Source organism: Pantoea alhagi (genome assembly GCF_002101395.1).
Classification (GTDB): Bacteria; Pseudomonadota; Gammaproteobacteria; order Enterobacterales; family Enterobacteriaceae; genus Mixta; species Mixta alhagi.
On the sequence record NZ_CP019706.1, the window covers coordinates 243,982 to 256,551 of the forward strand.

The following is a 12,570-nucleotide window of genomic DNA, read 5'->3' on the forward strand; positions in this document are numbered from 1 at the left end:
CTTCTCCGCAAATTAGTAGGTACGCACTTTCGGCGGGAAAGCGGCGCGCAGTTTCGGCTGCATGTTCACCTCACGGCGCGTCATGCTTTCGGTTTGCGGCAAATAGAGCGAATGGCACAGCCAGTTCTCATCGTCACGTTCCGGGTAGTCAAAACGGCTATGGGCGCCGCGGCTCTCCGTGCGGTAATTCGCTGCTACCGCGGTAGCAAAAGCGGTTTCCATCAGGTTATCCAGCTCCAGGCATTCGATGCGCTGGGTATTGAAATCGCTGGAACGATCGTCAAGACGCGCATGTTTCAGGCGCTCACGGATCTGTTTCAGATCCTCAAGCCCCTGCGCCATCGCATCGCCTTCACGGAACACCGAGAAGTTATTCTGCATGCAGCTCTGCAGCGCCTTACGGATTTCAACCGGATCCTCACCCGTGGTGTTGTTATCCCAGCGATGATAGCGCGCCATGGCGGCGTCGATATCTTCTGAAGTGGCATCGCGCAGCGTTCCCTGCTCCTGAATCGACTCCAGCAGATGCAGGCCTGCCGCACGGCCAAATACGACCAGGTCCAGCAGCGAGTTACCGCCCAGGCGGTTCGCGCCGTGAACCGATACGCAGGCAATTTCACCAACGGCAAACAGACCCGGCACCACAACATCTTCCCCTTTTTCGTTCAGGGTCAGCGCCTGGCCGCTCACTTTGGTCGGAATGCCGCCCATCATATAGTGGCAGGTTGGGATAACCGGAATCGGTTCTTTTACCGGATCCACGTGAGCAAAGGTACGGGACAGCTCAAGGATGCCCGGCAGACGCGACTCCAGCACCTCTTTACCCAGATGATCCAGCTTCAGTTTGATGTGCGGACCCCACGGGCCTTCACAGCCGCGGCCTTCACGAATTTCGATCATCATGGAACGCGCGACCACATCACGACCCGCCAGATCTTTGGCGTTCGGCGCATAACGTTCCATAAAGCGTTCGCCATGTTTATTCAGCAGATAGCCACCTTCGCCACGACAACCTTCGGTCACCAGGACGCCAGCGCCGGCAATGCCGGTCGGGTGGAACTGCCACATCTCCATATCCTGCACCGGCACGCCCGCGCGCAACGCCATACCCACGCCATCACCGGTATTGATATGGGCATTGGTAGTGGATTGATAGATACGGCCTGCACCGCCGGTCGCCAGCACCGTGGCTTTCGCTTTGAAGTAGACGACTTCGCCTGTTTCAATACTCAGCGCGGTACAGCCCACTACAGCGCCGTCCTGATTTTTCACCAGATCCAACGCATACCATTCTGAGAAAATGGTGGTTTTGTTTTTCAGGTTCTGCTGATAGAGCGTGTGCAGCAGCGCATGGCCGGTACGGTCAGCTGCCGCCGCAGTACGTGCCGCCTGTTCGCCGCCGAAATTACGCGACTGTCCGCCGAACGGACGCTGATAAATGCGGCCATCTTCCAGACGGGAGAATGGCAGGCCCATATGTTCCAGCTCCAGAATCGCTTCCGGGCCGGTTTTACACATATACTCGATTGCGTCCTGGTCACCGATATAGTCGGAACCTTTAACGGTATCGTACATGTGCCATTCCCAGTTATCTTCATGGGTGTTACCCAGCGCGACGGTAATACCGCCCTGCGCAGAAACGGTATGGGAACGGGTAGGAAAAACTTTAGACAGCAGGGCGCAGCTCTGGCCCGACTGTGAAATCTGCAGGGCCGCGCGCATACCTGCGCCGCCTGCCCCGATAACGACGGCATCAAACTCTCTGACTGGCAAATTCATTCTCACGCACCCCACACCACAACAGTTCCATAAATTGCATAAACCAACAGCGTAACAACGATGACCAACTGCAACAGCAGACGCCATGCCAGAGGTTTAACATAGTCCGTCAGCACCTGCCACATGCCGATCCAGCCGTGGATCACGGTAGAAAACAGCGTCAACAGGGTAAAGACTTTAGTAAAGGAAGAGGCGAAGAAGGCGCGCCAGATATCATAGGTCAGTGTATCTGACACAATGATGAAGCCAAGAATATATAAGGTGTAGAGCGTAATGAGGATTGCAGTGGCACGTAACAGCAGCCAGTCCTGCACGCCATTACGACCCAGTGCAGTAGCATTGCTTACCATACGAGGACTCCAGCCAGAATTGAAAGCACGATAGTAATAGCGAAACAGAAGTGTGCGGAGCGATTGCCGACACGCTGCGTTTCTGCCAGGTAACCGAAATCCATCAACATATGGCGAATGCCGCCAACAGTATGCCAGGCCAGGGCGGTGAGAATGCCCCACATAATGAACTTAGCGAAAAAGCTGTTCATTACGGCAGATGCCTGCAGGAAGCCTTCAGGAGAGGAGAGCGAGAGTCCGAGTAACCAGAGCAGGATCCCAACGGCTACAAAACTAATGACGCCGGAAACGCGGTGGAGAATGGACGATATTGCAGTAACGGGAAACCGGATCGTAGTGAGATCCAAGTTGACAGGTCTTTGTTTTTTCACGGTTTTGCCCACACAGCTTTTCTTATTTTGCTTCCTCCGGGCCTGAAGGTGATAGCCGAACACGACTCGTGCACCGGCACCATAACAGCAACATCCAGTGTTAATTGAAGCGGTAAAACGCTGGGTGGCTCCTGGTGTCAGGGTATTCCGGAGACCTGGCGGCAGTATAGGACGATCACATTCTCATTACAATTGCTCTACAAACGCTTTAGCGAGATTTAAGTGGAACAGTGATCAACCTCACGATTTTCATATTTTAAACAAATTTAATTATCTGATTTGACAAAACTTCAACAATTCAGTTACAAACTAACGCACGAAAATCCTATGATGCGCAAAAGTTATGGGGATACACTTTACCCCTCAACGCAAGTTATGTAACAGTAATGAAATAAATTGCTAAACGCATCAGGTTATTAGTTAAGATTCATAATGACCAGCACGGATCTTTAACAACCACAGAACGCATTAGCATCGTGGCTGCCGGAAACTTCCGACTGCGCCCGTCACTCTGTACCCTGCAAGCAAAACATGCCACAGAGTAGATAGTCTGCAATTACTTCACACAATTTGCAGCATGATGGTAACTTCGGTGTCAAAGATCCTACAAATATGGCGCTAAGGAGACTGTAAATGGCTGATAAAAAAGTGACGCTCACCCTTGACGGTGAAGCTCCTGTTGAGCTGGACGTGCTACAGGGCACGCTGGGCCAGGATGTTGTCGATGTCCGAAGCCTTGGCTCACAGGGTTTGTTTACGTTTGACCCTGGTTTTACCTCTACTGCGTCCTGCGAATCCAAAATTACCTATATTGATGGTGATGAAGGCATTCTGCTCCATCGTGGCTATCCCATCGACCAACTCGCTACCCACTCCAATTATCTGGAAGTCTGTTACATCCTGTTGAATGGTGAAGCGCCGACGCCAGAACAGTTTGAAGAGTTCCGCATCACGGTTACGCGTCATACCATGATTCATGAGCAGATTACCCGTCTGTTCCATGGCTTCCGTCGCGACTCGCACCCGATGGCGGTTATGTGCGGCGTGACCGGCGCGCTGGCGGCGTTCTACCATGACTCAATGGATGTGAATATTGAGCGTCACCGTGAAATTGCGGCGTTCCGCTTGCTCTCTAAAATGCCGACCATGGCGGCCATGTGTTACAAATATTCGATTGGCCAGCCGTTCGTCTATCCGCGCAATGACCTCTCTTATGCCGGTAACTTCCTGCATATGATGTTCGCCACCCCGTGTGAAGAGTATAAAGTGAACCCGGTGCTGGAGCGCGCCATGGATCGTATTCTGATCCTGCACGCGGATCATGAGCAGAACGCCTCTACTTCAACGGTACGTACCGCAGGATCGTCCGGCGCTAACCCATTCGCCTGTATCGCTGCCGGTATCGCCTCGCTATGGGGACCGGCGCACGGCGGCGCAAACGAAGCCTGTCTGCGCATGCTGGAAGAGATTAGCCATAAAGAGCATATCCCGGAATTCGTAAGGCGTGCGAAAGATAAGAATGACTCTTTCCGCCTGATGGGCTTCGGTCATCGTGTTTATAAAAACTACGATCCGCGTGCAACGGTTATGCGTGATACCTGTCATGAAGTGCTGAACGAGCTGGGTATGAAAGATGACCTGCTGGAAGTGGCGATGGAGCTGGAGCATATTGCGCTGAACGACCCATACTTTATTGAGCGCAAACTCTACCCGAACGTCGATTTTTACTCTGGCATTATTCTGAAAGCGATGGGCATCCCCTCTTCCATGTTCACCGTGATTTTTGCCATGGCGCGTACCGTTGGCTGGATTGCCCACTGGAAAGAGATGCATGACGAAGGCATGAAAATTGCCCGTCCGCGTCAGCTCTATACCGGTTACGCACAGCGTGAGTTTGAATCCCAGCTGCAGAAATAACTTTCCTGCCAAAGAAAAAGGGCCTGCGGGCCCTTAAAATTTGTTCCGGTGATCGCGCGGGAGACAAGGTCCGTTCGCAAAGACGCAAAAGACGGCATCCCTGCCAGCTCGGCCCGCGCCTTCCCTGGCGCGGGACGCTTTGCTCTTTGGTCCTTGTCTCCTGCGCTTAAGCATCGGCGTCTGAAGGGCCTGCGGGCCCTTTTTTATTGGCGCTAACAGATTAATGTTGACAGCCGGGGCACCAGTAAAAAGGACGCGATGAAAGCGTGCTTTTCTCAATGATTCCGCCGCAGCGCTCACAGGGTTTGCCAGCCCGATGAAAGACTTTAAAACGAAAGGCCGCGCCGTGGTGTGCGCTCTTCATGGTGCCACGCATCCGATAAGAGTGACGCGGAATCGCCAACAGCGCATGCGCCAGGCGCTGTAGCTGTGCCCCGGTTAAATCCTGCGCCCGGTGCTGCGGTGCCAGCGCTGCGTCCCATAAAATCTCCACACGCAGGTAATTGCCTAAGCCCGCCAGAAAAGCCTGATCCAGCAACAGCCCGCTGAACTGACGCCGACGAAAGCGCGGTGAAAGCAGGCGCTCGCACACCTCTTCTTCGGTAAGTGTCAGATCCAGAACATCAGGCCCGATGCGCTGCAAAAAAGGATGCGCCGCCAGCGTGTCGCTGTTGTGCATTTCAATATCAGACGCGCTATAGAGCAAAATCGTTTGGTCGGCGCAGCCGAGGCGCACCCGTAATATGCGCTGCGTTGCCGGCTCGCTACCGGTTTTGACCACCCGCCAGACGCCATAGAGCTGGTTATGGCTGTAAAGCGTTAATCCGCTGGAAAAGTGGGTTAGCAGCGCTTTGCCTCGGGTTTCAATGGCGGTGACCGTTTCACCAATTAGCGCGTTTTCATAGGTTTTTAGCTGCGGAAAAGCAAACCAGACCTCCGTCAAAGGCTTGCCCGCGATGGCTTTTTCCAGCCGATCCGCCGCCCGACGGATCTCGGGTCCTTCTGGCATAGAGATATCCTGTTAGTGCGTTGCGCCGCCAACCAGACGCAAATCCTGTTCAGTTCGTAGCGCAATGGTAATCGCCATTTCCAGCGCCAGAATGACGGTTTGTGCCGCCATGCTCGGCGCACCGGGATGGTTAATCGCCTGTTCCGGCAGATAAGGAATATGAATAAACCCACCGCGCACCTCGTTGCCCTGTTGAGCAAGACGATGCAGCAGTCCATACATCACATGATTACAGACGTAGGTACCTGCCGTTTGCGATACCGATGCGGGAATGCCAGCTTCACGTATCCCTTCAACAATCGCCTTAATCGGCAGGGTTGAAAAGTAGGCGGCCGGGCCGCCGGGAATAATCGGTTCATCAATTGGCTGATTACCCTTGTTATCAGGGATACGCGCATCGTTAATGTTGATACCGATGCGTTCTACGGAAATATCGGCGCGCCCACCCGCCTGCCCTACCGCAATAATTAATTCTGGCTGCAGCGCCTCCATTTCAGCGTAAAGCGTAGTGAGCGCATCGCCAAAGACGCAAGGCAACTCTTTTGCTACTACCTGAAAACCGCACAGCATACGCTCATGCAGCTGACGCACCGCTTCCCATGAAGGGTTCATCCGCTCACCGCCAAAAGGCTCAAACGCCGTAATCAGTACTGTTCTCATTATTGCCTCACAGGAACATCAGGAAATAGAGCAGGAATATGTTTACAATTAACAGTAGCACGCCGGTAGGCGTCTGCGCCTTGATGACCGCATTGCGATCCGGCAGCTCCAGTAACGCCGCAGGAACAAGATTAAAATTGGCCGCCATCGGCGTCATCAGGGTGCCGCAGTAGCCGGAAAACATCCCGATAGCGGCCATAACAGCCGGGTTGCCGCCGTGCTGCAGCACCAGGATCGGAATACCGATACCGGCGGTGACAATGGGAAACGCAGCAAAGGCATTGCCCATAATCATGGTCAGCAGCGCCATACCGATTACATAGACCGCTACGGCAATCATACGATTATCCACTGCCAGATATTCCCCGGTGAGGTGAGCGATCGCGCTGCCAACGCCTGCAGTGGTAAACAGCAAGCCCAGGGTGGCAAGGAGCTGCGGCAAAACAAAGGCCCAGCCGATAGAGTCCAGCAGGCGGCGCGCTTCCTGCAACGATTGCGCCGGGCGCTCATGGCTGATTTTCAGTGCCACCAGCCAGCCCACCAAACAGCCTACGGTCATTGAAAAGAGCGTGACCAACGTAGCGTGGTTACCGGTACCGAACACCAGCGTTTCCAGCCCGGCAATATGGTTAAACGCCAGCACGCCCGCTACCGTAACCAGCGGAATAGAGAGCGCCGGCAGGAACAGGCGATTGCCCAGCCGGCTGGCGCTTTGCTGACGTTCTTCTTCACTACGCTGGTGATAGCGCCCGAGTTTTAGCCCGCCCAGGCCAGCAATCACGCCCATTAACGTCACCAGCACGCCGACAAAAATATGCAGATTACGCGCACCAGCCTCGCTGGATCCGGTTAACTGCGTCGCCAGTTGATATGCCCAGTCACCGATAAAAAAGATCAGGCCATACAGGCCCCAGAATAGCCCGGTGGTAATACGTCGCGGATTGGCCTTATCACGCCATGACATCAGCGCCACTACCAGCAAAACCAACCCGGCCAGAGAAAACAGATACTGTTGCTGAAACATTAGCGGCCCTCCTTCTGCTGCAGCGCCGCCTGATTTAGCGCGCTTAGCTCTGCCGCCAGTTTCCTGTCCAGCCGACGCAGACGCAGAGCGTGAATAATAAAGGCGCAAACCGCTGTAGGAATGCCCCATAGCGCAATGTGCAATGGCTCGGTGTGGATACCGCCCGACTCCAGCATAAAGTTATGCATGAAGATAATGGCACCAAAGGCGACAAAAATATCTTCACCAAAAAAGAGCCCAACGTTATCGGTTGCCGCTGACATGGCGCGCAGACGGTAGCGCACCTCAGCGGGCAATTCGCCATAACGGTTTTTTGTGGCACCTTCCGCCATCGGTGCCAGTAGCGGACGCACCATTTGCGGATGTCCGCCCAGGCTGGTTAGCCCCAGCGCCGCCGTGGCTTCACGCACCAGCAGATAGATAATTAACAGGCGACCTGCGGTGGCCGTTTTAATTGTGGCGATCCACGCCTGGGCGCGCTCTTTTAATCCGTGCCGCTCCAGCAGCCCGATTATCGCCAGTGGCAACAGCAGAATAAACGGCAGGTTACGGGTATTCAGGAATCCCGAGCCCAGCTTTTCCAGAATATCCGCCAGCGGCATATGCGCGGCGAAGCCAGTGACCAGACCGGCCAGCAGCACCACCAGCACCGGGTTAAAACGCAGTAAAAAACCGATAACAAGGGCTGCGATCCCCAACAGGGGCCACAGGCTTACCAGAGGTTGCATAGTATCTCCTGCTAAAAAACCCCGCTACGATCCGGGGTGAACTGTCAGATTTCACTGCTAACAGCAATATGCTGCGCAGCAAACGCGTCACGCAGGCGACGTGCGAAAGTTAATGCATGCGGGCCGTCGCCGTGCAGACAAACGGTTTGTGCACGCAGTGTTACCCACTCACCGGTAACGCTGGCGATTCTTCCCTGCTGCACCATGCTTAAGGTACGAGATATGGCTTGTTCTTCTTCTTCAATCATCGCGCCCGGCTGATTACGTGGCACCAGCGAGCCGTCGGCCTGATAACCGCGATCGGCGAAGACCTCTTCCCGGGTGCGCAATCCGTGATGCTGCGCGGCGCGGATCGATTCACTGCCCGCCAGCCCCACCAGCAGCAGCTCAGGGCTCACCGCCTTAACCGCCCGGGCAATCGCATCCGCCAGTTGCCCATCGCGCGCGGCCTGGTTATACAACATGCCATGCGGCTTAACGTGCGTCAGCTCTCCACCTTCGCTTTCCGCCAGGGCTTTCAGCGCGCCAATCTGATACAGCACCTGGGCAAAGACCGTTTCCGGCGGCAGCTGCATAGCGCTGCGACCAAAATTTTCCCGATCGGGAAAAGAGGGATGTGCGCCAATCGCCACGCCAAATTCCCGCGCCCAGCGTACCGACTGCAGCATGGTTTGCGCATCCCCCGCGTGAAAACCGCAGGCGATATTGGCTGAGGTCACTAACTGCAGCAGCTCGCGGTCATGGCTGCATCCCTCGCCCAGATCCGCGTTTAAATCAATTTTCATCTTCCAGCCCCCATGCCATGCGCTCAATAACCTGCTGTTGCTGCCGCTTCGCCTGTAACGCCTCCTCCAGCGTACAGTGTATAAAGTGGATCGGCTCGCCCAGACGGATCTGCGCCAGATGATAAAGATCCGCTTCGATCACACAGGCAATGCGCGGATAGCCGCCGGTGGTCTGCGCATCGGCCATCAGCACAATTGGCTGGCCGTTATGGGGAACCTGAATCACGCCCGGCAACAGGCCATGTGAAAGCAGCTCGCGATTAACGTTGCGCGCCAGCGGTCGCCCCTGAAGGCGGTAACCCATACGGTTACTCTGTGGATCGAGCCGCCAGGAAACGCGCCAAAACGCTTCCTGCGACTCTTTACTGAACTCATGATATTCCGGCCCCGGCAGCGCGCGCAGGCGATTGCCCCACAACAGCTGTCGTACACCGGCGGTTTTGCTGAAGTCATGCGTGGGTGCCGCCAGCGGCAACAGATCGTCATCCTGCAGACGCCGCCCCTGCCAGCCGCCAAATACCGCCCTGGTATCGGTGCTACAGGATCCCAGCACCGGAGCAATATCAAAGCCGCCGTTAATCGCCAGATAGCTGCGCATACCGCGTACCGGCATCGACAGCGTCAGGCGCTGGCCTTTTTTTACCGGCAGACGCCAGCCGGTCCAGGCGGGACGACCATCTATATCGGCATTGCAGCCAGCCCCTGTTAATGCAAACCAGCCGTCGCGATCAAACTCCGCACAAAACTGGCCCAGCGTAATTTCCAGCACCGCCGCTGTTTGCGGATTGCCCACCAGCAGGTTTGCGGTGCGCATCGCCGGTTCATCCAGCACGCCGCCGCCACTAATGCCAAGCTGACGCCAGCCGCTGCGACCGCAGTCCTGCAGCGTGGTATTGATCCCGGCACGGATAATTTTCAGCATACGCCCTCCTTCTGCGGCACAAAGCGCACCTTATCCCCCGGGCGCAACAGCGTGGGCGGCTGATGCTGAGGATTAAATAACGATAGCGTGGTTCGTCCCAACAGTTGCCAGCCGCCGGGCGACGCCAGCGGATAGATACCGGTCTGACTGCCGCCGATGCCCACCGAACCCGCAGGCACCAGCACGCGCGGTTCATCGCGGCGCGGCGCGTGCAGGCGGCTGTCTAACCCGCCCAGATAGGGGAAGCCGGGCTGAAAACCGATGAAATAGACCACATAGTCACCGGCGGCGTGCGCCTCAACCAGCTGCTGCGGCGTCATTTGACAATGGCGCGCCACCGTCTCCAAATCGGGGCCGCCTTCACCGCCATAAACCACCGGAATGGCGACCTCGCGCGATTCCGGCACTGCGGCTTCGCTCTCTTCCCACCAGGTCTGCAGACGCTCAATCGCATCCAGCGCCTGATGCTGTGGGTCACGCAAAATGACAGTGAGGTTATTCATTCCAGGGATCGCTTCCAGCACCTGCGGATAGTCACGCAGGCGTTCGGTTAATCCCCAAATTCGCTGTTGGCTGAACAGCGAAACAGGCGGTTCCAGCTCAAGCACGACCGCGCGTTCCCCCAACAGGTAACAACGTGCTCTTTGCAAAACTTACCTCCTGTTATCACTAAGTAGCTCAAACTTATTCATTTTGAGCAGATAGTTATGATGAGATGACGCAGGTATGTCAACCGCTTTGCATCAGGTGAATTCACGAAAATGACGACGGAAACGCCGTCATCATCGTCAGGAAAAGATCCGTCAGGGGAAAATCGCAAGGAACTCAGGCTGGGTTAGCAATATCAATAAAAGTGACATCCAGCTGATGATGCGCTGCCAGCCACTCGCCCAGTGCGCGAATGCCGCCGCGTTCAGTGGCATGGTGACCGGCGGCAAAAAAGTGCAGCCCGTTTTCTCTGGCGCTGTGGATCGTCTGTTCCGATACTTCGCCGGTGATAAAGGCATCCACGCCAAAGTCCGCAGCGCTGTCGATAAAGCCCTGTCCACCGCCGCTACACCAGGCGATACGGCGAATCTGCGGCGGCGCGTTGTCGCTACAGTGCAGCGGCTGACGTCCTAATACGCGATTAATGCGCTCCGCCAGCTGCTCTCCGCTCAGGCTCTCCTTTAGCTCTCCCCACGGCACCAGCGGCTGTATTTCGCCCTGTACGTTAATATCCAGCGCCTGCGCCAGCTGTGCGTTATTGCCTAATTGCGGATGCGCATCCAGCGGCAAATGCCAGCCATAGAGATTAATATCGTTCGCCAGTAAGGTACGCAGGCGACGGCGCTTCATGCCTTTAATCACTGGCGCTTCGTTTTTCCAGAAGTAGCCATGATGCACCATGACCGCATCCGCCTGTAAACGTACCGCCTCATCCAGCAACGCCTGGCTGGCGGTTACGCCGGTTACGATTTTCCGCACTTCATCGCGCCCCTCAACCTGCAAACCATTTGGCGCATAGTCGCTAAAGGCGGCGCTGTTCAGCTGTTGGTTAACGATTTTCTCCAGTTCAAAATTGTTCATTCATCGACTCCAGGGGCATAACATGGGACGCTTTGCGCGCCGCAGCAAAAATAGCTAACGTTTTTTCTCTTGCCGCCTTATGTTCCACGATTGGTGACGGATAATCGAGTCGCTGATGATTTTTCTTTGCCCAGCCGTGCGGATCGTGGATGGCACTATCCGGTACCTTCGCCAGCTCCGGTAGCCAGCGGCGGATAAACTCGCCCTGTTTGTCAAAGCGCTCGCCCTGCGTGGTGGGATTAAAAATTCGGAAATAAGGCGCCGCATCGGTGCCGGTTGAGGCCGCCCACTGCCAGCCGCCATTGTTAGCGGCCAGGTCGCCATCAATTAACATCGACATAAAATAGCGTTCGCCCAGTTGCCAGTTGATCTGCAGATCTTTAACCAGAAAGCTGGCGGTAATCATGCGCAGCCGGTTATGCATCCAGCCGGTGCGGTTCATCTGCCGCATCGCCGCATCGACAATCGGATAGCCGGTTTTTCCCTGCTGCCAGGCGGTAAAATGGTGAGGGTTATCCTGCCAGGCAACCTGTTTCGTCCAGGTCATAAAGGGCTGGTTTTTACACAGCGCCGGAAAAGCCACCAGCAAATGACGATAGAAATCTCGCCAGATTAATTCGTTCAGCCAGACTCTGGCCCTCCCCTGCTCCAGCGTCTGCGGCTGTTCGTGCAGTAAACGATGCAGGCACTGACGCGGCGATAAGGTTCCCGTCGCCAGGCAGACCGATAGTCTGCTGGTGCCGTCCAGCGCAGGCAGATCGCGCTGTTCTGGATAGCTCATCACCGGCTGTCTGCAAAACGCACGCAGACGCTGCAGCGCCGCGGCTTCGCCTGGCGGAAAAAGCTGATGATCGAACGCTTGTCGCGGATAATCAAAGGGCGCTAACGCAGGTAATGTCTGCGGCAGCGTCTGGCTGCGCGGTTCCGGCGCGGGCAGGCACTCCGGCAACGATATGCGCAACCGCTGCAGGTAAGCTTTACTGAAGGGAGTAAAAACTTTATACATTTTTTGACTACCGGTACGGACGCTGCCCGGCGGCAGAAGAACGCTGTCATCAAAACCCTGTACCGTGACGCCCTGCTGCGTCAGCCTGCGCTCCGTCGCCGCATCCCGCTCTCGCTCGTTAAACTCATACTGGTAGTTATAGAACAGCGCATCAACCTGCTGCTCACGGCAAAAAGCCGCCAGATAATCAACGGACGCGCTAAAGTCAGCACACTGGTAATAATGCAGAACGATACCTTTTGCCGCCAGCGCCTGCTGCAGAAGCTGCAGGCTGTGCCAGATATAGTCAGCCTGACGCGGCGACATATCATGCTGACGCCACTGCTGCGGCGTAGCGATAAATAACGCAACGACGTTTGCATCGCGCTGACGGCAGGCGGCCCAGAGCGCGCTGTTGTCGTTGATACGCAGATCATTGCGCAGCCAGACCAAATGGGTGGCCATAACCTC

General features: G+C 55.7%; 13 protein-coding genes. 1 reads left to right on the forward strand and 12 read right to left on the reverse strand.

The window, feature by feature from the left end; genetic code table 11:
- Positions 1 to 12: 12 nt before the first annotated feature.
- Genes sdhA through sdhC form a run of 3 tightly spaced genes read right to left on the reverse strand, consistent with a single transcriptional unit; the run spans position 13 to position 2,512 of the window.
- Positions 13 to 1,779, reverse strand: a complete 1,767-nt coding sequence (sdhA, locus tag B1H58_RS01100; RefSeq protein ID WP_085067585.1) for a succinate dehydrogenase flavoprotein subunit — start codon at positions 1,777 to 1,779, stop codon at positions 13 to 15.
- Positions 1,780 to 1,781: 2 nt separating this feature from the next.
- Positions 1,782 to 2,129, reverse strand: a complete 348-nt coding sequence (sdhD, locus tag B1H58_RS01105; RefSeq protein ID WP_085067586.1) for a succinate dehydrogenase membrane anchor subunit — start codon at positions 2,127 to 2,129, stop codon at positions 1,782 to 1,784.
- Positions 2,123 to 2,512, reverse strand: a complete 390-nt coding sequence (sdhC, locus tag B1H58_RS01110) for a succinate dehydrogenase cytochrome b556 subunit (protein ID WP_085072203.1) — start codon at positions 2,510 to 2,512, stop codon at positions 2,123 to 2,125. Before sdhC ends, sdhD begins: the two co-directional genes overlap by 7 nt.
- 621 nt (positions 2,513 to 3,133) lie before the next feature.
- On the opposite strand from sdhC, the gene B1H58_RS01115 reads away from it, so the two are divergent.
- The gene (locus tag B1H58_RS01115) at positions 3,134 to 4,417 is read left to right on the forward strand and encodes a citrate synthase (RefSeq protein ID WP_085067587.1); all 1,284 of its coding nucleotides are present in this window, start codon (positions 3,134 to 3,136) and stop codon (positions 4,415 to 4,417) included.
- 220 nt (positions 4,418 to 4,637) lie between these two features.
- Here B1H58_RS01115 and nei read toward each other — a convergent pair whose 3' ends face one another.
- The 9 genes from nei to phrB form a co-directional block, all read right to left on the reverse strand.
- Positions 4,638 to 5,426, reverse strand: a complete 789-nt coding sequence (gene nei, locus B1H58_RS01120; protein ID WP_085067588.1) for an endonuclease VIII — start codon at positions 5,424 to 5,426, stop codon at positions 4,638 to 4,640.
- Between the two features lie 12 nt (positions 5,427 to 5,438).
- A complete protein-coding gene (gene pcp, locus B1H58_RS01125; RefSeq protein ID WP_085067589.1) occupies positions 5,439 to 6,086 on the reverse strand; it encodes a pyroglutamyl-peptidase I in 648 nt (215 codons plus the stop codon).
- A 7-nt stretch (positions 6,087 to 6,093) separates the two neighbouring features.
- Complete coding sequence (locus B1H58_RS01130; RefSeq protein ID WP_085067590.1) at positions 6,094 to 7,110, reverse strand: DUF979 domain-containing protein; 1,017 nt, start codon at positions 7,108 to 7,110, stop codon at positions 6,094 to 6,096.
- On the reverse strand, positions 7,110 to 7,838 hold the full coding sequence (locus B1H58_RS01135; protein WP_085067591.1) for a DUF969 domain-containing protein: 729 nt from the start codon (positions 7,836 to 7,838) through the stop codon (positions 7,110 to 7,112). The genes B1H58_RS01130 and B1H58_RS01135 overlap by 1 nt, the downstream gene beginning before the upstream one ends.
- A gap of 44 nt (positions 7,839 to 7,882) precedes the next feature.
- Positions 7,883 to 8,623 carry a 5-oxoprolinase subunit PxpA gene (gene pxpA, locus B1H58_RS01140; protein ID WP_085067592.1) on the reverse strand — a complete coding sequence of 247 codons (741 nt, stop codon included), beginning with the start codon at positions 8,621 to 8,623 and terminating at the stop codon, positions 7,883 to 7,885.
- On the reverse strand, positions 8,613 to 9,545 hold the full coding sequence (gene pxpC, locus B1H58_RS01145) for a 5-oxoprolinase subunit PxpC (protein ID WP_085067593.1): 933 nt from the start codon (positions 9,543 to 9,545) through the stop codon (positions 8,613 to 8,615). Before pxpC ends, pxpA begins: the two co-directional genes overlap by 11 nt.
- Positions 9,539 to 10,195 carry a 5-oxoprolinase subunit PxpB gene (gene pxpB, locus B1H58_RS01150; RefSeq protein WP_085067594.1) on the reverse strand — a complete coding sequence of 219 codons (657 nt, stop codon included), beginning with the start codon at positions 10,193 to 10,195 and terminating at the stop codon, positions 9,539 to 9,541. Before pxpB ends, pxpC begins: the two co-directional genes overlap by 7 nt.
- Before the next feature lie 175 nt (positions 10,196 to 10,370).
- A complete protein-coding gene (locus B1H58_RS01155) occupies positions 10,371 to 11,114 on the reverse strand; it encodes a type 2 GTP cyclohydrolase I (protein WP_085067595.1) in 744 nt (247 codons plus the stop codon).
- Positions 11,101 to 12,564: a deoxyribodipyrimidine photo-lyase gene (gene phrB / locus B1H58_RS01160; RefSeq protein ID WP_085067596.1), complete on the reverse strand. Its 1,464-nt coding sequence runs from the start codon at positions 12,562 to 12,564 to the stop codon at positions 11,101 to 11,103. Before phrB ends, B1H58_RS01155 begins: the two co-directional genes overlap by 14 nt.
- Between the last annotated feature and the right edge of the window lie 6 nt (positions 12,565 to 12,570).